Source organism: Acinetobacter sp. H1(2024) (assembly GCF_046557555.1).
Classification (GTDB): domain Bacteria; phylum Pseudomonadota; class Gammaproteobacteria; order Pseudomonadales; family Moraxellaceae; genus Acinetobacter; species Acinetobacter seifertii.
Map to the genome: position 1 here is coordinate 180880 of NZ_JBKGFO010000007.1, position 22954 is coordinate 203833.

General features: G+C 39.9%; 19 protein-coding genes, 2 tRNA genes and 1 other RNA gene. 16 read left to right on the forward strand and 6 right to left on the reverse strand.

What is annotated here, in order from left to right; translation table 11 throughout:
• The 4 genes from ACLCEG_RS16885 (at position 1) to ACLCEG_RS16900 (ending at position 2120) form a co-directional block, all read left to right on the forward strand.
• Positions 1-264: a YfhL family 4Fe-4S dicluster ferredoxin gene (locus ACLCEG_RS16885; RefSeq protein WP_004703368.1), complete on the forward strand. Its 264-nt coding sequence runs from the start codon at positions 1-3 to the stop codon at positions 262-264.
• Between the two features lie 27 nt (positions 265-291).
• Positions 292-646, forward strand: an RNA gene (gene rnpB / locus ACLCEG_RS16890) — RNase P RNA component class A.
• A gap of 64 nt (positions 647-710) precedes the next feature.
• A tRNA-Met gene (locus ACLCEG_RS16895) sits at positions 711-787 on the forward strand.
• Between the two features lie 148 nt (positions 788-935).
• Positions 936-2120 carry a porin gene (locus ACLCEG_RS16900; RefSeq protein WP_410568432.1) on the forward strand — a complete coding sequence of 395 codons (1185 nt, stop codon included), beginning with the start codon at positions 936-938 and terminating at the stop codon, positions 2118-2120.
• 51 nt (positions 2121-2171) lie between these two features.
• Here the strand turns inward: ACLCEG_RS16900 and ACLCEG_RS16905 are convergent, their stop codons facing one another.
• On the reverse strand, positions 2172-3152 hold the full coding sequence (locus tag ACLCEG_RS16905; protein WP_004710275.1) for a LysR family transcriptional regulator: 981 nt from the start codon (positions 3150-3152) through the stop codon (positions 2172-2174).
• Between the two features lie 103 nt (positions 3153-3255).
• Between ACLCEG_RS16905 and ACLCEG_RS16910 the strand changes: the two genes are divergently transcribed.
• The 7 genes from ACLCEG_RS16910 to ACLCEG_RS16940 all read left to right on the forward strand — a co-directional run bounded on the left by ACLCEG_RS16910 (position 3256) and on the right by ACLCEG_RS16940 (position 10938).
• Positions 3256-4368 (forward strand): tartrate dehydrogenase, encoded by a 1113-nt coding sequence (locus ACLCEG_RS16910; RefSeq protein WP_005303103.1) that lies wholly within the window; start codon positions 3256-3258, stop codon positions 4366-4368.
• A 20-nt stretch (positions 4369-4388) separates the two neighbouring features.
• Complete coding sequence (locus tag ACLCEG_RS16915; RefSeq protein WP_410568434.1) at positions 4389-6041, forward strand: BCCT family carnitine transporter; 1653 nt, start codon at positions 4389-4391, stop codon at positions 6039-6041.
• Between the two features lie 11 nt (positions 6042-6052).
• The gene (locus ACLCEG_RS16920; protein ID WP_410568436.1) at positions 6053-7027 is read left to right on the forward strand and encodes an alpha/beta hydrolase fold domain-containing protein; all 975 of its coding nucleotides are present in this window, start codon (positions 6053-6055) and stop codon (positions 7025-7027) included.
• Positions 7028-7069: 42 nt separating this feature from the next.
• Positions 7070-8185 (forward strand): carnitine monooxygenase subunit alpha, encoded by a 1116-nt coding sequence (gene cntA, locus ACLCEG_RS16925; protein ID WP_068612252.1) that lies wholly within the window; start codon positions 7070-7072, stop codon positions 8183-8185.
• A gap of 63 nt (positions 8186-8248) precedes the next feature.
• Complete coding sequence (locus ACLCEG_RS16930; RefSeq protein ID WP_410568438.1) at positions 8249-9700, forward strand: NAD-dependent succinate-semialdehyde dehydrogenase; 1452 nt, start codon at positions 8249-8251, stop codon at positions 9698-9700.
• Positions 9701-9747: 47 nt separating this feature from the next.
• Positions 9748-10704 carry a carnitine monooxygenase, reductase subunit CntB gene (gene cntB / locus ACLCEG_RS16935; RefSeq protein WP_151761901.1) on the forward strand — a complete coding sequence of 319 codons (957 nt, stop codon included), beginning with the start codon at positions 9748-9750 and terminating at the stop codon, positions 10702-10704.
• A gap of 157 nt (positions 10705-10861) precedes the next feature.
• Positions 10862-10938: transfer RNA gene (locus tag ACLCEG_RS16940), tRNA-Met, on the forward strand.
• Between the two features lie 43 nt (positions 10939-10981).
• Here ACLCEG_RS16940 and ACLCEG_RS16945 read toward each other — a convergent pair.
• The 5 genes from ACLCEG_RS16945 to ACLCEG_RS16965 all read right to left on the reverse strand — a co-directional run bounded on the left by ACLCEG_RS16945 (position 10982) and on the right by ACLCEG_RS16965 (position 16536).
• On the reverse strand, positions 10982-12010 hold the full coding sequence (locus ACLCEG_RS16945; protein ID WP_348884691.1) for a hypothetical protein: 1029 nt from the start codon (positions 12008-12010) through the stop codon (positions 10982-10984).
• Positions 12003-13628: an NAD+ synthase gene (locus tag ACLCEG_RS16950; RefSeq protein ID WP_068936062.1), complete on the reverse strand. Its 1626-nt coding sequence runs from the start codon at positions 13626-13628 to the stop codon at positions 12003-12005. The genes ACLCEG_RS16945 and ACLCEG_RS16950 overlap by 8 nt, the downstream gene beginning before the upstream one ends.
• Positions 13629-14014: 386 nt before the next feature.
• The gene (locus tag ACLCEG_RS16955) at positions 14015-14575 is read right to left on the reverse strand and encodes a hypothetical protein (protein WP_410568441.1); all 561 of its coding nucleotides are present in this window, start codon (positions 14573-14575) and stop codon (positions 14015-14017) included.
• A 260-nt stretch (positions 14576-14835) separates the two neighbouring features.
• Positions 14836-15288, reverse strand: a complete 453-nt coding sequence (gene hemJ, locus ACLCEG_RS16960; RefSeq protein ID WP_100192072.1) for a protoporphyrinogen oxidase HemJ — start codon at positions 15286-15288, stop codon at positions 14836-14838.
• A gap of 18 nt (positions 15289-15306) precedes the next feature.
• On the reverse strand, positions 15307-16536 hold the full coding sequence (locus tag ACLCEG_RS16965) for a beta-ketoacyl synthase N-terminal-like domain-containing protein (protein ID WP_004703335.1): 1230 nt from the start codon (positions 16534-16536) through the stop codon (positions 15307-15309).
• Positions 16537-16831: 295 nt separating this feature from the next.
• Between ACLCEG_RS16965 and ACLCEG_RS16970 the strand changes: the two genes are divergently transcribed.
• From ACLCEG_RS16970 to tuf, 5 genes are all read left to right on the forward strand, one after another.
• Positions 16832-18148: an EcsC family protein gene (locus ACLCEG_RS16970; RefSeq protein WP_410568443.1), complete on the forward strand. Its 1317-nt coding sequence runs from the start codon at positions 16832-16834 to the stop codon at positions 18146-18148.
• A 200-nt stretch (positions 18149-18348) separates the two neighbouring features.
• Positions 18349-18723, forward strand: coding sequence for a 30S ribosomal protein S12 (gene rpsL, locus ACLCEG_RS16975; RefSeq protein ID WP_002050319.1), 375 nt, complete (start codon positions 18349-18351; stop codon positions 18721-18723).
• 159 nt (positions 18724-18882) lie between these two features.
• Positions 18883-19353 carry a 30S ribosomal protein S7 gene (gene rpsG / locus ACLCEG_RS16980; RefSeq protein WP_001138055.1) on the forward strand — a complete coding sequence of 157 codons (471 nt, stop codon included), beginning with the start codon at positions 18883-18885 and terminating at the stop codon, positions 19351-19353.
• 177 nt (positions 19354-19530) lie between these two features.
• Positions 19531-21669 (forward strand): elongation factor G, encoded by a 2139-nt coding sequence (gene fusA, locus ACLCEG_RS16985; protein WP_039255563.1) that lies wholly within the window; start codon positions 19531-19533, stop codon positions 21667-21669.
• Between the two features lie 94 nt (positions 21670-21763).
• A complete protein-coding gene (gene tuf / locus ACLCEG_RS16990; protein ID WP_002157016.1) occupies positions 21764-22954 on the forward strand; it encodes an elongation factor Tu in 1191 nt (396 codons plus the stop codon).

Below are 22954 nucleotides of genomic sequence, written 5' to 3' on the forward strand. Positions count from 1 at the left end.
GTGTCGTTATATATCACCGATGAGTGCATAAACTGTGATGTTTGTGAACCAGTTTGCCCAAATGAAGCTATTTTTATGGGTGAAGTGATTTATGAAATTCATCCAGATTTATGTACAGAGTGCGTTGGTCACCATGACCAGCCACAGTGTCAATTATTTTGTCCAGTAGACTGTATTCCTAAAGATCCGCAGCATGAAGAGACGGAAGAACAGCTATTAGACAAATATAAAAGATTAATTGCTCAAAAAAGCACAAGCAATTAGTGAATAAATTTGTTAATATGCGCCCCTGAAGTGAGCTGGATGGTCGCTGCTGTGGAGGTCTTCGTGACTGAAGCAGGAGAGGAAAGTCCGGGCTTCATAGGGCAGGGTGCCAGGTAACGCCTGGGCGGTGAAAGCCGACGGAAAGTGCAGCAGAGAGTAGACCGCCTCATTCGTGAGGTAAGGGTGAAAGGGTGCGGTAAGAGCGCACCGCGTGTCTGGTAACAGTTCACGGCATGGCAAACCCCACCAGAAGCAAGACCAAATAGGAATCCTAGGTGCGGCCCGTACTGGATTCGGGTAGGTCGCTTGAGCGTATGAGTGATTGTACGCCTAGAGGAATGACCATCCTCGACAGAACCCGGCTTATAGGCTCACTTCACCTCATTTTATTTAAAATTTTTCTTGACGCGCGGTAAAGAAGCTAAGATAATGCGCGCACAGTTTACGGCTATGTAGCTCAGTTGGTTAGAGCACCGCACTCATAATGCGGGGGTCACAAGTTCAAGTCTCGTCATAGCCACCATTTTACAGACCACGCTCCTGCGTGGTCTTTTTTTATGCTCATTTTTTGATTAAACACAGTTTGTAAAGACCGACTTTATAGTTCCGGCATTGTTTGTCTAACTCAATTTCTTCATGTTCTTATAACACTTAACAAGGATGTTGAAGACATGAAAAGGTCATTATTATTTTTAGGAATTTTGAGTTTATCTGCGGGAGTACAAGTCTCTGCGGCTGATTTGAGTTGGGGTGATCCAACTTTAGATTCGGGTCAATTTAAAGTGTCTGGTGCGGTACGTTCCCGTTATTTGCATAAGGATTATGTGGTTGGGGCCAATGAAGGTTCTCAAAATGATGACTGGCGACTCACAGACATTAAATTAGTGTTGGGTTATGAAAATCCAGATTGGATTGCAGGTCTAGATGCCCGTTGTTACCAATATAATCGTTTGTGTGATGCAATTTTCCTAAAAAAAGCATGGGCAGGCTATAAGCTATCTGACCAGCAAAGAATTACGGTAGGTTTACAGCCTGTTGATTTTGGCTTTGGCGAATTTTGGGGAAGTAGTTATTACGAGACGCTTTTAAATACCGTTGGTTTAGAAGATATTGATAATTTAGGTATTAAATATAAATTTGCAGATGACAAATATAATTTGACCTTAGGTTTTTATCCATCTGATGGTGGAAATTATAAGGGTACTTCAAAGGACTCAAGCCGATATAGTGGTAATTTTGTTGAAGCTGATGACTTGTCCAATGGTACTAATATTGAAGAAAAAAATATGTGGATTGGCCGTGCATCTAGAAAATTTGAAATTGATAAAGCTCAAAATTTTTCAACAGAATTGGGTGGTTCGTTTTGGTATTCTGATTTAGAAAATAAAAGAACAAACATAGATGGACATCGTAAGTCATGGAATGTGTTTGCTCAAACACAATACCAAGCTTGGCAATGGATGTTCTTAGCAGGTAAGCAAGATGTCACGAATGGGGATGATTTATTTCCAAATAGTTCAACTATTGGTGCTTTCGACTATCCATATCAAGTAGCGAATAAGGGTAAGTATTTGGTTAATGAAATTAATTACACCTTTGCTCAGCCATTTCATCAACTTACCAATATTAAGCCTTATATTTCTCATAGTCGCTTTTTCAAAGATGAGGATGGCTATAAAGACTCTGAGCGTTTAATTGCAGGCGTTTATTTTAATTACAAAGCCATTGGTATTCAGGGTGAATATATTATGAGTAAAAATGACCCAATGGTAGGTGGTGGGGCAAATGGCCTTGCACAAGGTAGTAGTAATGACTGGGATAAACTGTTTTATCTTTCAATTGGATATTATTTCTAAAAGTTAAAAGCAAACGATTACCCTAAGTGAATAGGCTCACTTAGGGCTTTTTTATAGAAAGACTTTTTCAGGTGGTGGTTCACGTTTGACGGCTGGTGAAATGAGTTGTCCACGGTTTAGGTTTTGTACATGCTGTAAACGATTAAGTAATTCATTTTGAATAAACAAAATACAGGTTTGCAGTTTGGAAGAGCTTTTTAGACGTGATGGATAAACCGCCCAAACATCTGCGTCTTGCCAATATTCAGGCAAAATATGCTGAAGTTGGCCGGTAATCAATTCATCTGCAACATCCCAAATCGAACGGAAAATAATACCGTGACCTTCTATGGCAAGCTGATGAATAATCTCGCCGTTATTAGAAACAAAACGTGGTTTGATATGCACTGAAACATCTTCAGAAGCATGTCTAAATTTCCATAGTACAGATGATTGATCACGTTCACTAATCGTTAAACAGTCATGTGTTTGCAAATCTTCAATACTGTCTGGTACGCCGTGTTTAAGTAAATAGCTAGGTGCTGCACATAAAATTCGAAAATTAGAAGCTAACTTCTTTGCAATCATGTTTGGCGCAATTTCATTACCAATTCTGATGTCTAAATCAATACTGTGTTGAATCAAGTCCTTGGTATTGTCGATGGTGTCAAAATGTATTTGAAGCTTTGGATAAAGCATCATTAATTTAGACAAAATTGGTGCGATATGTTTTCTGCCAAAACCAAAGCTACTAATAATATCCATACGACCCGTAGGTGTACTGAGTGGGTTATTGACCAGTTCACAAACTTCATCAAATTCCTCAAGAATATTTGAAACTCTCTCAAGAATGAGTTTGCCATCTTCTGTCAGGCTAACGTGACGCGTACTGCGATGAAAAAGTTTGCAGCTTAACGTGTTTTCTAAAATATTAATTCGCTTGCTAATAAAAGCTGGCGATGTCCCAAGTTCCTCAGCAGATTCGACAAAACTTTTTAGTTTGGCGACTGTGCAAAAAACCTTTAAATCCGATAGGTTAGGTAGATTATTCACGATCCGTGTCCATTGGAGTGATAGTTCCGTTGTTGATCATTTTTGCTTAAAACATCATGTTTAAGCCATACAAGGATATTAGTCGAAGGTGTGAAGGAAGCTTATGGCAAAAAGATATAAAGTTGCCACGATTGCAGGCGATGGCATTGGTTTAGAAGTTCTACCAGAAGGCATTAAGGTTGTAAAGGCAGCGGCAGAGAAGCATGGTATTGAGCTTCAACTCGATGCTTTTGATTGGGCAAGCTGCGATTATTACCTTGAGCACGGCAAAATGATGCCAGATGACTGGTTTGAAACCTTGCAAGGTTACGATGCGATCTATTTTGGCGCTGTAGGCTGGCCAGATAAAGTGCCCGATCATATTTCACTTTGGGGTTCGCTACTTCAGTTCCGTCGTCGCTTTGACCAATATGTGAATTTACGTCCAGTGCGCTTAATGCCGGGTGTGAAATGTCCATTGGTAGGTAAAAAACCGGGCGATATTGATTTCTACGTGGTTCGTGAAAACAGTGAAGGTGAATACTCAGCCATTGGTGGTAAAGCTTTTGAAGGGACAGACCGCGAGTTTGTTTTACAAGAAGCCGTATTTACACGCCATGGGGTAGATCGAATTTTGCGTTATGCATTTGAGTTTGCAAATCAGCGTGATGCGAAAAAAATTACTGCAGCGACTAAGTCCAATGGTATTGCGGTCAGCATGCCGTACTGGGATGAACGCGTTGACGCGATGGCAAAACAATATCCACAAATTCAGGCTGATAAACAGCATGTTGATATTTTAGCGGCGCGTTTTGTGTTGCAACCTGAGCGTTTTGATGTGGTTGTAGCATCGAACTTATTTGGCGACATTCTTTCCGATTTAGGCCCTGCATGTACAGGAACCATCGGCTTGGCTGCTTCGGCAAATTTAAACCCTGAGAGAAAATTCCCATCATTGTTTGAACCTGTACATGGTTCAGCACCAGATATTTACGGTAAACAAATTGCCAATCCAATCGCTGCGATTTGGTCGGGTGCGATGATGTTCGAATTCTTTGGTGAAGAAGATGAGCGTTGCATTCAAGCAGGTCAGGACATTATGCAGGCGATTGAGAATGTCTTAATTAATGGGCCAAAAACAGCCGATATCGGCGGTCAGGCAAAAACTTATGAGGTAGGAGATGCAATTGCATCGTGTGTAGCCCAAATTAAAATGGACGTGTTCGCTATGGAATAACGCCATCCAAAAATGGATGTATGGATATGGATAATCAAAACACAAAAATTTATACGGATAAGGTTCTTGCCGTAACCAGCTTACTGTTTGTATTTATTTCAGTTGCTGGATTGGCGATTTATTCGCAAGAGTCGATCAAGATTGCTGCAACATGGATGCAGTGGACAACATCGATGTTTACTACACCAGTATTACTGTTTGCTTTTTTAGCTATCATTTTTACTTTTGGTCTTGCCTTTAGTAAATACGGAAAAATTAAGCTTGGAGAAGGAAAACCTCAATACAACACGATGTCATGGATTTTTATGTTCATCTTGTCAGGGATTGGGTCTTCTACACTGTACTGGGGCTTCTTGGACTGGGCTTACTATTATCAAACACCGGGTTTGAGCTTACCGCCTGAGTCAGCAGAAGCATTGAAATATAGCGTGGCTTATTCATTTTTTCACTCAGGTTTAAGTGCATGGGCAATTTATGCTTTGGCATCAATTTCTTTGTGCTACAGCTACCATGTGAGAAAAAATAAAGGCTTAAGTTTGGCTTCTGTGATTGAAGCGGTAACAGGCTTTAAGTCAACCGGCGTGGTTGGGCGTTTAGTCGACCTTATGTTCTTGCTTTGCATGTTTGGTGCATTGACGATTTCATTGGTACTCACTGCTGTGACATTTACCAATATTTTGTCTCAGCTCACAGGTATCCCAAACACCTTTATGACTAAGGTCATCATTATTTTAGGTGTTTCGGTTCTGTTCGCACTCAGTTCTTATGTGGGTATGGATAAAGGCATGCAACGTTTAAGTCACATGGTGTGCTTGGGCGTGGTGTTATTTGCGATTTATGTACTGTGCTTTGGTCCGACGCAATTCATTTTGAATAATTCATTAATGAGTTTTGGATTAATGGCAACCAACTTTGTTGATATGAGCTTGTTTACCGACCCAATGGGCGATGGCAAGTTTACTCGTGAATGGACTGTATTTTACTGGTTGTGGTGGATTTCATATGCACCGGGTGTGGCACTGTTTGTAACGCGTGTTTCTAAAGGCCGTACCATTAAAGAAGTGATCTTTGCCATGGTAATTGGTGGCAGTGTTGGTCTTTGGTTCATCTTTGGTGTGTTTGAAAACTACAGTGTTTATAGCTTTATTCATGGAGCTGTGAACGTACCGCAAATCTTAAGCCAACAAGGTGGTGAGGTTGCAATTGGTCAGTTGCTCAGTCTGTTACCTGCCGGAAAACTCATGATGTGGATTTTCCTCGGCATCATGGTGGTGTTCTTAGCAGCACATATGGATGCGGTTGGGTATGCGGTTTCAGCAACATGTACACGTGGTTTAAGTGAAGGACAAGATCCATCGCCAAATGCTCGTCTGTTCTGGTGTGTCATGCTGACTTTAGTTCCAATTGCCATGATCTTTAGTAAAGCACCTTTAGACACCATGAAAACAGCGACCATTGTGACGGCTTTACCATTCATTGTGATTATTCTGATTCAAACCTACGGCTTAGTGAAATGGCTGATTCAGGATTATGCCAAAGTCCCATCGCATTTAATTGAGCAACAAGGTTATGATGAAGCGGAAATTGGTTTAAACCAGTCTCAAGATGAATATGCAAAACGGATGCAGCTTGAGCTTGCAAGCTCAATCAAACTGGACAGAAAAACCAGCTAGAGGGAACAGTAATGGATACACATGAACAGACTACTTATGCCTTAAGTGAAGAAATGCAAAGCCTTGTGTATTGGAGCAGCATTTATTCACCAGCAGATGCAGATATTGACTCAGTCCGTGCGGCTTATGATGCGATGTGCCGACACTACACTTTGCCACGTGATGGCAAGATTGAAGTTGAAGATCGCTTTGTTGCAAATGATGAGCATCAAGTTCCTGTCCGTGTGTATTTACCAAAAACCGATCGACCTGAGTCAGGTTGGCCATGTGTATTGTATTTACATGGTGGTGGTTGGATGGTTGGCGGGCTCGATTCACATGAGTTTATTACTAGTTATTTGTGTCAGGACTTAAATGCAGTTGTCATTAGCGTAGATTACCGCATGGCACCAGAGCACCGCTTTCCAGCAGCTTATGAAGATTGTTTAGCAGTTTATCAATGGCTTAAAAAGCATGGTTCAACTTGGCAGATCGATAGAGAAAATATCGTTCTAGCAGGGGATAGTGCTGGCGGTAATTTAGCAGCAGCCCTTGCAGTGCATCTACAGCATAGTGGTATGCAAGCTCAAGGTCTGGCTTTGGTTTATCCATGCTTGAGTACTGCATTTGACACATCCTCTGCACAAAAGCATGCACATGCGCCGTTATTAACAACCGAAGATATGCATTTTTATTTAAAGGAATATGCACCTAACTCACAAGATTGGCAGGATTTACGTCTAGCGCCTTTATTGGCAACGGACTTTTCAGATATGCCTACAAGTTTTGTGGCAGTTGCAGAGTATGACCCTTTAAGTGATGACGGTTATTTCCTTACCCAAAAATTGGAACAAGCAGGCATCCCGAGCGAGTTTCATTTAGGCAAAGGTTTATTACATGGCAGTTTGCGTCTCATGCGTGACTGCCCAGAAGTTCAACAGTTATATCAAAACATGCTGAGTGCGATACGTCGCATGTTTGGCAGTGTCGAAAAGACATCAATTTAATATCGAGTCATTTGGACGAAAAGAATTTAATGGAGTAATAACATGAGTGCAGTTGAAAAATTACCTGAAGATTTTTGCGCAAACCCAGATGTTGCATGGACTTTTCCTAAAGTTTTCTATACTTCATCACAAGTTTTTGAGCATGAGAAAGAATCAATCTTTGCTAAAAGCTGGATTTGTGTTGCACATGGCAGTGAATTGGCACAACCGAATGACTATATTACCCGTAAAGTAATTGGTGAAAATATTGTCATCATTCGCGGTAAAGATAGCGTTTTACGTGCGTTTTATAATGTGTGTCCACACCGCGGTCACGAGCTTTTAAGTGGCAGTGGTAAAGCAAAAAATGTAATTACTTGCCCATACCATGCATGGACTTTTAAGCTAGATGGTAGTTTAGCTTTGGCACGTAACTGTGACCATGTCGAATCTTTTGATAAAGAAAATTCAAGCATGGTGCCTTTAAAAGTTGAGGAATATGCAGGCTTTGTTTTCATTAATATGGATGAAAATGCGACATGTGTAGAAGATCAACTTCCGGAATTTGCTGAACGTTTAAATCAAGCATGTAGCGTGATTAAAGATTTGAAACTGGCGGCACGTTTTGTGACAGAAACTCCAGCAAACTGGAAAGTTATTGTCGATAACTACTTAGAATGTTATCACTGTGGGCCTGCACATCCGGGCTTTGCTGACTCAGTACAAGTCGACAAATATTGGCACACCACACATCAAAACTGGACATTACAGTACGGTTTTGCCCGTTCATCAGAGAAGTCATTTAAGCTTGATCCATCAGTAACAGATCCTGAGTTTCATGGGTTCTGGACTTGGCCTTGTACCATGTTCAACGTACCGCCAGGCAGTAATTTCATGACGGTAATCTATGAATTCCCAGTAGATGCAGAAACGACTTTGCAGCATTACGATATTTACTTCACGAACGAAGAACTCACTCAAGATCAGAAAGACTTAATTGAGTGGTATCGCAATGTATTCCGTCCTGAAGATTTGAACTTGGTCGAAAGTGTACAACGTGGTTTGAAATCACGTGGTTATCGTGGTCAAGGCCGTATTATGACTGACAAGCAACGTTCAGGAATTAGTGAGCATGGTATTGCTTACTTCCAGCATTTAGTGGCGCAGCATCACAAATAAAACAAATGGATTTATTCAGGTGTAAAGATGACTTACACCTGATTCTTCAGTTAGGAAGATGATATGTCGAGTTTACAAAGCACTGAATTATTTCAGCAACAAGCCTATATTAACGGACAATGGCTAGCTGCACAGTCAAATGCAACAGTTCCAGTGACTAACCCAGCTACAGGCGAAGAAATTGGCACAATTCCAAATATGGGAGCGGCTGAGGCGACACAGGCGGTTGAGGCTGCTTATACGGCTTTGCAAAGTTGGAAAGCTTTAACTGCTCAAAACCGTGCAGATATTTTATTGGCTTGGCATAAACTGGTTCTCGATCATACCGATGAACTTGCTTTAATTATGACCATTGAACAAGGTAAACCTTTGGCAGAAGCAAAAGGTGAGGTCCGCTATGCTGCCTCATTTATTCAATGGTTTGCGGAAGAAGGTAAGCGTATTTATGGTGATGTGATTCCAACCGTCAATAACCAGCAGCGTTTTATTATTAGTAAAGAACCTGTGGGTGTGGTGGCTGCGATTACGCCGTGGAATTTCCCAATCGCCATGATTACTCGTAAAGCGGCACCAGCTTTAGCAGCTGGATGTACGATCGTGATTAAGCCAGCGAATGAAACGCCTTATTGTGCATTAGCGATTGCGAAACTTGCCGAAAAAGCAGGTATTCCAGCTGGTGTGATTAATGTTGTTACTGGTAAATCTCAAGAAATTGGCTCGGTATTTACTTCACATGAAAAAGTGAAGAAGTTAACTTTTACTGGTTCAACGCCAGTGGGCCGTTTATTGATGCAGCAGTGTTCAAGCACCATTAAAAAATTAGCGCTCGAGTTAGGCGGTAATGCACCTCTGATTGTGTTTGATGATGCCGATTTAGATAAAGCTGTACAAGGCGCGATTTTTGCCAAGTTCCGTAACGCAGGTCAGACTTGTGTTTGTGCTAACCGCATTTATGTACATGACAATATTTATCAAGCTTTTGCCGAAAAGTTTGTACAAGAAGTACAGAAGTTTAAAGTCGGTAATGGACTTGAAGATGGTGTGCAAATTGGCCCATTAATTAATGAAAAAGCAGTGTTAAAAGCACAGCAGTTAATTGATGATGCGGTAAGCAAAGGCGCTAAAGTTGCTTGTGGCGGTAAACAGCATGCTTTAGGACAAACGTTTTATGAACCATCAGTTCTAACGAACGTTGACCGTACAATGGAAATTGTCCAAGAAGAAATTTTTGGTCCAGTTGCGCCGCTCATTCGCTTTACAGATGAAGCAGATGTTGTTGCTCAAGCAAATGACACCATTTTTGGTTTGGCTGCGTATGTTTATAGCGAAAATATTTCACGTTTATGGCGAGTGTCAGAACAGCTTGAATATGGAATGGTCGGTATGAATGCCACAGCAATTTCAAATGAAGTTGTACCATTCGGCGGTGTGAAGCAATCAGGTGTTGGGCGTGAAGGCTCAAAGTATGGTCTTGAAGAGTTCATGACCATTAAATACATGTGTTTAGGGCTTTAAGGATAAGCCCTAACAACAAGAATATGCGGTAAAAGAAGGATTCTAATATGGCTAGTCATTATGAAATGTTCCCGGCAGTTGTTACTCATGTGGAACAGCTTACTCCTTTAATCAAACGGTTTACGTTCAAACGTCAAGATGGGCAGAACTTTCCTCGATTTAGTGGGGGAAGCCATATTATTGTCAAAATGAATGAGCAACTTTCAAATGCTTACTCATTGATGAGTTGTACGCAAGATCTATCGACTTACCAAGTCTGTGTTCGTAAGGATGCTGAAGGTAAGGGCGGTTCGGTTTTTATGCATGATCAGTGCAATGAAGGCTGTGAAATTCAGATTTCAGAACCAAAAAATTTATTTCCATTAGCTGAAACAGGCAATAAACATATTTTAATTGCAGGCGGTATTGGCATTACACCATTCTTGCCACAAATGGATGAGCTAGCAGCACGTGGTGCTGAATTTGAGCTACATTATGCTTATCGCTCACCTGAACATGCGGCTTTGTTAGATGAGTTAAAGCAGAAACATGCTGAGCATGTGTTTAGTTATGTTGATTCAGAAGGTTCCGCATTAAATTTAGATCAACTCATTTCATCGCAACCAAAAGGCACGCATGTCTATGTATGTGGTCCTAAATCCATGATTGATGCAGTGATTGATTGTTGTAATAAACACCGTTATCGCGATGAATATATCCACTGGGAACAATTTGCCTCAACAGTTCCTGAAGATGGTGAAGCGTTTACGGTAGTACTTGCTAAGTCTAATCAGGAAATTGAAGTACAAAGTAACCAGACTATTTTACAAGCCATCGAGACATTAAATATTGATGTGGAGTGTTTATGCCGAGAAGGCGTTTGCGGTACGTGTGAAACTGCTATTTTAGAAGGTGAAGCAGAACACTTCGATCAATACTTAAGTGATGCTGAAAAGGCTTCACAAAAGAGCATGATGATTTGTGTATCAAGGGCAAAAGGTAAAAAACTCGTATTAGATCTTTAATATATTTCTGTGGCCGATCAATTGCTTAAATTGTAAATTTGCTAAAAAATGAACAAATAATGGTGGTCTGAATCTTATTTGTTCATTTGGTGGGCATAAAGAGTTTTGAAGTATTGACCTGCTATACAGAACTATAGATAATGCGCACACAGTTTACGGCTATGTAGCTCAGTTGGTTAGAGCACCGCACTCATAATGCGGGGGTCACAAGTTCAAGTCTCGTCATAGCCACCATTTTAAAAACCACGCTCCTGCGTGGTTTCTTTTTATCTATTTTTTACTCATTAAAATGTTTTTCAATCATATCGAGTGTTTTTGAGCTTTGATAAAAAGGAGCTAAGAGCGCTTGAAGCAACGGTTCCAAAATACCGTGCTCATTAAAGGCATTCATAACCTTCGGATAAAAACGTAAAGCTTCAGTTTGTAAGTCAGTTTCGGTTAAACCAATCTCACTTAACACTTCAAATAGACTTTGATCTTTATAAAAATCATAAAAAACTTCGACGCCATACAAAATAAGATCTTGCATAAATTGTGACTGACGTAATTCTTTCCAGTATTCATAAATTAAAACAAAGAACTCTTCCACATCGAGAGGAGTGAGCTGTTTCATAAACTCATACATTTTTTTATGTCTAATATCTTCCCAAACATGACGTATTAAGCTCTCTAAGTCTTCAGTCGATAAAAGGCTTAATTCAGTAAGCTGTTCATGAATAAAACTCGCAATCCACGTTTCAAGTTTATGCTCAAGACGTTGTTGCTGTAGAAAAGAGAATTTTTTAAGTTTGTGTTGCCATTCAAAATGGTAGTCATTTACTGTGGAGGCAGTTAAAAATTTTGGTAATTTTTGTTCTAAGGTTGAGGTCGCAATATATTGGCAAAGCTGTTGAACAGAAGGGCTAGTTCTTAAAAACTCATTCAAATATTGAGGAATATGCTCCATTTCCAAAAACTTGGAAAGCCACATTTCAAACTGGTGATCGGATACCAAGTCTTGTAGTTGAATTGGAGATTTCATAGCAGATAAATAAATACGCTGTGCAATTTCCCCAATAAACTCAAGTAAGCCAGCGCCAAGCTGCATCTCAAAAGCATAACGTTTCACAACGGCTTGTAATTGTTCTAAATCTACAACTTCATGAAGCTTGATTTCATCAGCATGTTGCATAAACAGTTGAATGAACTGCTGGAAATAAATAGGTGAGTTTTCTATCGATAATTGTTTTTTGAAAAATTCCACCTGCTCAAGCAAAAGTGCTTGAGCAAGTGCTGTGGTTTTTGATGAGTTTTTCTGCTCAGTCATTCGCTGTCCAACCGTTGACAATCGGATAACGTCGTTCGCGACTAAATGCACGAGAAGTAATTCTCGGGCCAATCGCACCTTGACGACGTTTGTATTCATTACGATCAACTAAACGGATGACTTTTTCAACAACTTCTTTATCAAAACCTTTGGCAATAATGTCTGCCTGACCTAAATCTTCTTCAATGTATGCATATAGGATAGCATCCAATACATCATACGCTGGTAAAGAGTCTTGGTCTTTTTGATCTGGACGAAGTTCTGCAGAAGGTGGGCGGGTAATCACACGCTCAGGAATAACTGGAGTTTCACTTAAGCTATTACGGTATTTTGCTAGTTCAAACACGATTGTTTTGTAAACGTCTTTTAGAACAGCAAAGCCACCCACCATGTCGCCGTAGAGTGTGCAGTAGCCAACTGAAAGTTCAGATTTATTACCTGTAGAAAGCACCAAATTACCAAACTTGTTAGATAGGCCCATAAGCAATGTGCCACGAGCGCGCGCTTGTAAGTTCTCTTCGGTTGCATCTGCTGGTGAGTTGCCAAAGAAAGGATACAAGGTTTGCATAAAGCTATTTACAACTGAATGTATTTCAGCAATACCGAAAGTTACACCCATGCGACGAGCTTGTTCTGCCGCATCTTCTACACTAATTTGAGAAGTATAAGTATAAGGCATCATTACGGCTTGTACTTTTTCTGCACCAATTGCATCAACAGCAATAGCAAGTGTAAGGGCAGAGTCAATACCACCAGATAGACCTAAGATTACACCAGGGAAACCTGAACGCTCTACATAGTCACGCGTTGCCATAACTAAGCTTTGATAGATTTCTGCAAAAGTTTCCAATGCCGGAGCAGACTCAGTGACTTTATATAATTTGGTATCACGGTCAAATTCAGCAATATAAAGATCTTCTTTAAAGCTTGGTGCTTGTAAAGCGATTTCACCATTTTGATTGCTGACAAAACTTGAACCATCAAAAATTAAATCATCTTGTCCACCAACTTGGTTGACATAAACAATATTTAAGTGAAGTTGTTTTGCAAGCTCGCTTAATGTTTGTTTGCGATGTTGTGGTTTACCTACTTCATACGGAGATGCATTAAGTACAAGTACAGTATCAACATTTAATTGGCTTAATTGCTTAACAGTATTGATTGACCAAATATCTTCGCAAATGAGGACACCAAACTTATGACCAAGGTATTCAAATACCAAATGTTGATGACCTTTTTCGAAATAGCGCTTTTCATCAAAAACGCTATAGTTTGGCAAGTTGTGTTTATTGAAAACACCTAAAACCTGACCATCTTTCATGACAGCAGCTGAATTATAACGTTGGCCATCTTCAGTCTGGTTCACGAAGCCGAAAACCATCACAATATCTTTAACTTCGCTAAGTTGAGCAAAAGCTTTTTGCATACGTTTATTTAAATTTGGACGTAACAATAAGTCTTCAGCTGGATAACCAATCACAGAAAGCTCAGGAAAAATAATCAGGTCAGCGTCTTGTTTTTTCGCCTGATTTGCTTGCTCAATCATCTTTTGGGTGTTTGAGTCAATATTGCCAATATGCGGAGAAAACTGAGCAAGGGCAACTTTAAAACTTTTCATTCAAACCTAATCCTAGATCATAACGAATATAAATACACATAGTGTTGATTTTTATGAATATAATTTTTCAACGATGTGTATGACACGATAATAAACAAGTAAAATAGTAAACAAAAATGTCAAGATCAATAATATATACCAATCACATATTTTCTGCGTAAAAATAACGAGATTTTCTGTATAGAATAGAAACAAGCTTCATTATTTTTATTGTTTGTATACTGCCTTAACACTCCAAAATTTGGAATAAGTTTTTATACTTATTTTCAATAATTTGACAGTAATAAACTCAAATCTCAACTTTATTTTCATATTTTTTTGTTTATAAAATTTGCGTTGAGTAAGTTAGTAAAAATGTTACGTTGAAGTCAAACTCAATTATTTGCTTACAAATCCAGTTGAGGTAAACAAATAATATTGGGTAGCTTCCCTGAACAGATATCTCTCGCAATCTCTCCTTGCTGTTCAATATTGTAAGAGCTAAATGCTTTTTGCGGATGATAGGTGTATTTGTAAGGATTGTAATATTTAAAGCTGAGGTAATAGGCAGATTGTAAAAATGCGCCTTTTAGTAATACATGAATACCTCGCTGATATTGCATAACATGGGTGAGTTCATGAATAAAAATACCTTGTATGAACTTAGACTCTAAAGCGTAATTGCTACTATAGTCAGAAAAATTTACATAGATATTTCCATTTGGAGCCATCAAAATTCCATGAGCTTGCCAAGGTAAGTAACGAGTAGCAATAATTTTAGGACGTTCACAATCCAGCAGATCTCCAAAAACCCTTTGCGCTAAGGCTTTTTCTTCAGGCGTAAGAAATCGAATTGGATAGCTTTTTAAGTGACGAAGAATAAAAAGGGTAAAAATAATAAATTGTCGATCTAAGGCGAATTTAAAAGCGCTGAGAGTGAACATAGTTTTGATATTAAATAAGTTCATCTATTTGTTTAGCAGCATAACATACATCAACTATGTTGAAAGACAGACACAATGAACGATATTTATTTCTTACTTGATGATTTGAGTACCTTATTTGACAAAATGTCCACTTTGAATTTTATCAAAGGCTTGTAAAATCTCATTCTAATTATTGATTATAAAGGCGCCGTGACCATTAATAAGCTTAATTGAAAATAGGTTAACTGACTGAAATGAATTAAAAATTTAAATGAAAAGTCTTAGATAATAAAAAACCCCAGTTAAAACTGAGGTTTTACGACAACTAAAATCACAACCGCAAATAAAATTAAGGTTGGCATTTCATTGAAGAAACGCCAGAACTTATGTGATTTATAATGAGCATTTCCGATAAGCTTTTTGCGATAGTAACCACACACTAAATGGTAAATCACTAATAAAGCCACTAGTCCAACTTTTAAGTAAAACCATGTCGCTTCATGGTAATGTCGAGTTGCATCACCCCACTCAACGAGAAAGTGTGCAGTAATTAATGTGGCAATCATAGAAGGCCACATAATTCCTCGATACAACTTACGTTCCATTACTTCAAAGCGTTGATGACTTGCAGCATCTTCACTCATAGCATGATAAACATATAAACGTGGTAAGTAGAACAAAGCAGCGAACCAACAAACCACAGCAATAATATGTAATGCTTTTACCCACAAAAAAGCATCAGAAGGTGCATCCATCGTTAATCCTAGGTGGGATTATGCATCCCACTTCTTGAAAATTAGGCAAGCGTTTACACCGCCAAAGCCAAAACTGTTACTCATTACAGTATTCAATTTTGCATCACGTTTTTCAAGTACGATATCAAAAGGTTTTGCGCCTTCATCAAGTTCAGTTACGTTGATGTTTGGTGCAATAAAGTCATTTTGCATCATAAGAACAGAGTAGATGGCTTCTTGAACGCCAGCTGCTCCTAAGCTATGACCAGTCATAGATTTAGTTGAGCTTAACGGTGGTACTTTACCTTCACCAAAAGCACGTTCCATTGCTTTAAGTTCAGTAACGTCACCCGCTGGAGTAGAAGTACCATGTGTATTTACATAGTCAATAGTTTCTACGCCATGCTGTTTAGCTTCTTCAAGAGCCATTAAAATACAGCGTGTAGCGCCTTCACCACTTGGAGCAACCATATCTGCACCATCACTGTTTGCTGCATAACCGACAACTTCAGCTAAAATGTTGGCACCACGTGCTTGTGCGTGCTCAAGCGATTCAAGTACTACGAAACCACCACCGCCAGCAATTACGAAACCGTCACGGTCTGCTGAATAAGGGCGAGATGCAGTTTCAGGAGTATCGTTATATTTTGAGCAAAGTGCGCCCATTGCATCAAACAATAAACTTTGAGACCAATGATCTTCTTCACCACCACCAGCAAGCATAAGATCTTGTTTGCCAAGTTGAATAAGGTTGTATGCATAACCAATTGCATCTGCAGAAGTTGCGCAAGCACTTGTAATAGTATGAGCAATACCTTGTAGTTTAAATGCAACACCTACGTTTGCCGTAATGGTATTTGACATATTACGTGGTACAAAGAAAGGACCTACTTTACGTGCACCTTTAGTTTCTAATAACTCAGTCATTTCAACAACAGATGCAGTTGAACCACCACCTGAACCACCTGCAATGCCATAACGTGGGTTACCGCCAATTTGTTCAGGTGTGAGTCCTGCATGTTCAACTGCAGCTACAGCAGCGTTGTAAGCATACATCGCACAAACGCCCATAAAGCGTTTTAATTTACGGTCGATATGATCAAAATCTTGTTCTGCAGCAGCGCTGACATGGCTTTTAAAATTAAGTTCAGCGTAAGTTGGGTTAAAACGTGTCCCCGAGATTCCATTTTGAAGTGAGTGAGTAACTGCTTCTAAAGAGTTACCGATACATGAGTTAATACCCATACCAGTGATTACGACACGTTTCATCTACAGGTCCCTTTATGGTGATATTTAAAGTCTATGAACATCAGCAGCTATTAAATGATAGGAGAAGATAGCTGGAAGAACATTAGACATGTGTTTTCGTTGCTACCATGATAGCAGAAAGGTTTTTTATTTCTTATGGCAAATCTTTATGTCAATTTTGCATTTAAAAAAATAACTAAATACATAGTATGTTTCATTTGGGGTTAACTAAAATACACACATTCAAGTTGAGATAAATCTACATTCCACCTAGTATTTATCTCTAATTAGATAAATTAAAAAATCGAGGTACTGGATGACAAAATTTAATAATAATCAATCTGACAATTTGTTTTCTCAGGTCTTCGGAGTGGCTAAAAAGCTCAGTTCTACTGGGTTAAACATCCTGCAGCAAAGCCAAATAGGTGAGGTCAGTAAGTTGGTCGAGCCACTTGCGAATGGCAAAACAGTAGAAGGTAATGCTAGAAACAAAAGCCCATTTGAAGTGGAACAATATGAAAGTCCACAACAAATGTTACGTGAACATTTACCTAAAGTTACTCGCCAAGTTTTTGGTCGTCATTTCAGAAAGGTCAATGGTATTGTTACATTTATTTCACCTGACTGGAATGAGAAAATATCAAGCTATTTATTTGATGCGCTGAATGACTTTAGTTCAAAAAGTACACTTACTGAAAAAATATTAGAAGAGGCAGGTGCAAAAGACCTATTTGAGTTAACTAAGGATACTTCACGCTCTCAACGTTTAAGTCAGGCGCTGATTGAACAAAATAAATTGATTGCAACAATACAAGGTGCGATTACTGGTGTATCTGGTATGGCAGGAGCGGCCGTAGATATTCCTGTATCTTTAGTTTTGGTTTTAAGAACAATTTATCAAACTGGAAGATCACATGGTTTTGATTTAAATGATGGAAGTGATCAAGATGTTGTTGAGTTTATTTTTAAAGAAGTCGATATCAGTTTGATTGCTGAAAAGCAGACGGTACTTTTGGCATTAAAAGCGTTACGTAATATGTTAGAGACACAAGATGTTCAACAGTTTCAGCAATTACTGGGGTCTTCAAATGATATTGAAACCTTGAAAAAATGGTTAGTTGATGAAAATGGCGAGTTTAAATGGAACTGGTTAAATAAAGTTCCGCAACTTGCTTCTGTTGGTAAATTTACTCCTGCAGTAGGGGCAGTGCTCAGTGCTGTTTACAGTTGGAAGTTACAAGAAGATGTAGGCCACAAGGCACAAGCCATTTTTGGTGCTGCACGACACTATTTAAATGAACATCCGAATGAGCATTTATCACCACTTCAAGCTTATTATGCTGCCGTGACTCTTATTCAAAAGGCAAGTCCTCGTCTTTTGAACGTTGGAGAAAACGGGAGTATTCACGCGGCACAACATCATAAAATAGAAAATCATAATGTAATTTCAAAAGTGGCAGTTGTGGTTAAATCGAATACTTCTGAAAAAAGTGAAGAAAAAGTGCAAGAAAATGTTCATCAAGGTATTGAGCAGCTTGCAGAAAAACATGTGGTCGAGCACGAGCATAGTGAACAAAAACCAGCATTAGAAATTGAAAATGATGATGTTATAGAAGATCAAAAGTACTCTTAACAATACAATTACAAAGATAGGGTTTCAAAACGAAATTTCACCCCTATTTAATTTTGTAAGTCATCCTGTCAAACATTGATATGGTCAACATTTGGTAATTATTGCCGTGTTGACCATTTTTGCATCTTAGCTTACAATTATGTGCCCTTAAAAAGAGGTATTTTCTTTTTGAGGTTTTTTAATAACGGGAGAATTGCCATATGGCAACAACGAATCAGTTGATCCGTAAGGGTCGTACGACTTTGGTTGAAAAATCCAAAGTTCCTGCGTTGAAGGCTTGTCCACAACGTCGTGGTGTTTGTACACGTGTTTATACAACTACACCTAAAAAACCTAACTCAGCTATGCGTAAGGTTTGCCGTGTTCGCTTAACTTCAGGTTTTGAAGTATCTAGCTACATCGGTGGTGAAGGTCATAACTTACAAGAGCACAGTGTTGTTCTTATCCGTGGTGGTCGTGTTAAAGACTTACCAGGTGTACGTTACCATACCGTTCGTGGTTCTTTAGACTGTGCCGGCGTTAAAGATCGTAATCAATCACGTTCTAAATACGGTACTAAGCGTCCTAAGAAGTAATTCTAGGAAACTAGTCCAAAAGCCCTTTAGCGTTTCGCTTGTTTGAATTCTTCATAGATTTGTAATTCAAGCGACGTATAGTAAGGCCAGCGTCGTGTACATGACACTTGTACAAACTGCTGGATTATCCTGAAGTGTCATATTATTAGGTGTATTAAAATGCCAAGACGTCGCGTAGTCGCTGCTCGTGAGATCCTTCCAGATCCAAAATTTAGCAGCCAAACAATCGCTAAATTCATGAACCACGTAATGCAAGATGGTAAAAAATCTATTGCTGAAAGTATCGTTTACGGTGCTTTAGAACGCGTTCAAGAAAAAAACAAAGTAGACCCAGTTGAATTTTTCGAGACTACTCTTGAGAAAGTTCGTCCTATGGTCGAAGTAAAAGCACGCCGTGTTGGTGGTGCTACTTATCAAGTACCTATGGAAGTACGCCCATCCCGTCGTACTGCCTTAGCTATGCGTTGGTTAGTAGATGCTGCTGCTAAGCGTTCTGAAAAAACGATGGCTTTACGTCTTGCTGGTGAGTTGCTTGATGCAGCTGAAGGTAAAGGTGCAGCAATCAAAAAACGTGAAGATGTGCACCGTATGGCTGAAGCTAACAAAGCCTTCTCTCACTACCGTTTCTAAGCGGATAAAACAGGCCTTATTCAGGAGAATATTCATGCGTACAGCAGCTCGATTCAACATTGCTCTCTATCAAAGTGGGGGCTTTGCAGGTATTTAAGTTGCCTGTTTGGATATTCGCGCGCATCAATTTAATTGGTGCGTCCTGTTTTAAATATAACATTTAGGAATGTAGACATCATGGCTCGCCAAACCCCAATTACTCGTTACCGTAACATCGGTATTTCTGCGCACATTGACGCAGGTAAAACAACTACAACTGAACGTATTTTGTTCTACACAGGTGTATCTCACAAAATTGGTGAAGTACACGACGGTGCAGCAACAATGGACTGGATGGAACAAGAGCAAGAGCGTGGTATTACAATTACCTCTGCTGCTACGACTTGTTTCTGGTCTGGTATGGGTAACCAATTCGAACAGCACCGTATCAACGTAATTGACACCCCGGGACACGTAGACTTCACAATCGAAGTTGAACGTTCTATGCGTGTTCTTGACGGTGCGTGCATGGTTTACTGTGCTGTAGGTGGTGTACAACCTCAGTCTGAAACTGTATGGCGTCAAGCGAACAAATATAAAGTGCCTCGTTTAGCATTCGTGAACAAGATGGACCGTACTGGTGCAAACTTCTTCCGTGCTGTTGAGCAAGTTAAAACTCGTTTAGGTGGTAATCCTGTTCCTATCGTTGTGCCAATTGGTGCTGAAGATACATTCCAGGGTGTTGTTGACCTTATCGAAATGAAAGCGATTATCTGGGATGAAGCATCTCAAGGTATGAAGTTTGAATATGCTGATATCCCAGCTGACCTAGTTGATACGTCTAACGAATGGCGTACAAAAATGGTTGAAGCTGCGGCTGAAGCTTCTGAAGAATTAATGGACAAGTACCTTGAAGAAGGTGATCTTTCTAAAGAAGAGATCATTGCAGGTTTACGTGCTCGTACATTAGCTTCTGAAATTCAAGTAATGCTTTGTGGTTCTGCGTTCAAGAACAAAGGTGTTCAACGTATGTTGGATGCTGTAATTGAATTCTTACCATCACCTACAGAAGTTAAAGCGATCGAAGGTATCCTTGACGACAAAGACGAAACTAAAGCGTCTCGTGAAGCATCTGACGAAGCTCCGTTCTCTGCGCTTGCGTTCAAAATCATGAACGACAAATTCGTAGGTAACTTAACATTCGTACGTGTTTACTCTGGTGTTCTTAAACAAGGTGATCCGGTTTATAACCCAGTTAAAGCTAAGCGTGAACGTATCGGTCGTATCGTGCAAATGCATGCGAACGAACGTCAAGATCTTGATGAAATCCGTGCAGGTGATATCGCAGCGTGTGTAGGTCTTAAAGACGTTACAACTGGTGATACATTATGTGATGAGAAAAACATCATTACTCTTGAGCGTATGGAATTCCCAGAGCCAGTAATTTCATTGGCTGTTGAACCAAAAACTAAAGCAGACCAAGAAAAAATGTCTATCGCTTTAGGTCGTTTGGCTAAAGAAGATCCATCGTTCCGTGTTCGTACAGACGAAGAATCTGGTCAAACAATTATTGCTGGTATGGGTGAACTTCACCTTGACATCATTGTTGACCGTATGAAGCGTGAATTCGGTGTTGAAGCTAACATTGGTAAACCAATGGTTGCTTACCGTGAAACGATCAAAAAGTCTGTTGAACAAGAAGGTAAATTCGTACGTCAAACTGGTGGTAAAGGTAAGTTTGGTCACGTATATGTACGTCTTGAACCGCTTGATGTTGATGAGTCTGGTAAAGAATACCAATTCGTTGAAGAAGTTGTTGGTGGTGTAGTACCTAAAGAATTCTTTGGCGCGGTTGACAAAGGTATTCAAGAACGTATGAAGAATGGTGTATTAGCTGGTTACCCTGTTGTTGGTATTAAAGCGACATTATTCGACGGTTCTTACCATGATGTCGACTCTGACGAATTATCGTTCAAAATGGCAGGTTCTTATGCCTTCCGTGATGGTTTCATGAAAGCGGATCCTATCCTTCTTGAACCTATCATGAAAGTTGAAGTAGAAACTCCAGAAGACTACATGGGCGATATCATGGGTGACTTAAACCGTCGTCGTGGTATGGTTCAAGGTATGGACGATCTTCCTGGTGGAACAAAAGCAATTAAAGCAGAAGTTCCTCTTGCTGAGATGTTTGGTTACGCGACTCAAATGCGTTCTATGTCTCAAGGTCGTGCGACTTACTCAATGGAATTTGCTAAGTATGCTGAAACTCCACGTAACGTGGCTGAAGGCATCATTGCTAAATTCCAAGCTGGCGGTAAAAAAGGTGACGACGAGTAATCTTTCGATTACTATAAGCCCTAACTAATTCTTAGTTGAAAACCAAGTGCTCATGGGGTGACCCTCCATGAGTAGTTAATAAAGGAAGATCATCATGGCTAAAGCCAAGTTTGAACGTAATAAGCCACACGTAAACGTGGGCACAATCGGTCACGTTGACCATGGTAAAACAACTTTAACTGCTGCGATTGCAACTATTTGTGCAAAAACTTACGGCGGTGAAGCGAAAGATTACTCACAAATCGACTCAGCACCTGAAGAAAAAGCACGTGGTATTACAATTAATACTTCACACGTAGAATACGATTCTCCAATTCGTCACTACGCACACGTTGACTGCCCGGGCCACGCCGATTACGTTAAAAACATGATCACTGGTGCTGCTCAGATGGACGGCGCGATCCTTGTATGTGCTGCGACTGACGGTCCAATGCCACAAACTCGTGAACACATCCTTCTTTCTCGTCAGGTTGGTGTACCTTACATCATCGTATTCTTAAACAAATGCGACCTTGTTGATGACGAAGAATTACTTGAATTAGTAGAAATGGAAGTTCGTGAACTTCTTTCTACTTATGACTTCCCAGGTGATGACACTCCAGTAATCCGTGGTTCAGCTCTTGCTGCTCTTAACGGTGAAGCAGGTCCTTACGGTGAAGAATCAGTTCTTGCTCTTGTAGCAGCTCTTGACTCTTACATCCCAGAACCAGAACGTGCTATCGACAAAGCATTCTTAATGCCGATCGAAGACGTATTCTCAATTTCTGGTCGTGGTACTGTAGTAACAGGCCGTGTAGAATCAGGTATTGTTAAAGTTGGTGAAGAAGTAGAGATCGTTGGTATTAAAGATACAGTTAAAACAACTGTAACTGGCGTAGAAATGTTCCGTAAACTTCTTGACGAAGGTCGTGCAGGCGAGAACTGTGGTGTATTACTTCGTGGTACTAAGCGTGAAGACGTACAGCGTGGTCAAGTACTTGCTAAACCAGGTACAATCAAGCCGCACACTAAATTCGACGCAGAAGTATACGTACTTTCTAAAGAAGAAGGTGGTCGTCACACTCCATTCTTAAATGGTTACCGTCCACAGTTCTACTTCCGTACAACTGACGTAACTGGTGCAATCCAGTTGAAAGAAGGCGTTGAAATGGTTATGCCAGGTGACAACGTTGAAATGTCAGTAGAATTAATCCACCCAATCGCAATGGACCCAGGTCTACGTTTTGCGATCCGTGAAGGTGGTCGTACTGTAGGTGCTGGTGTTGTTGCGAAAGTAACTGCATAA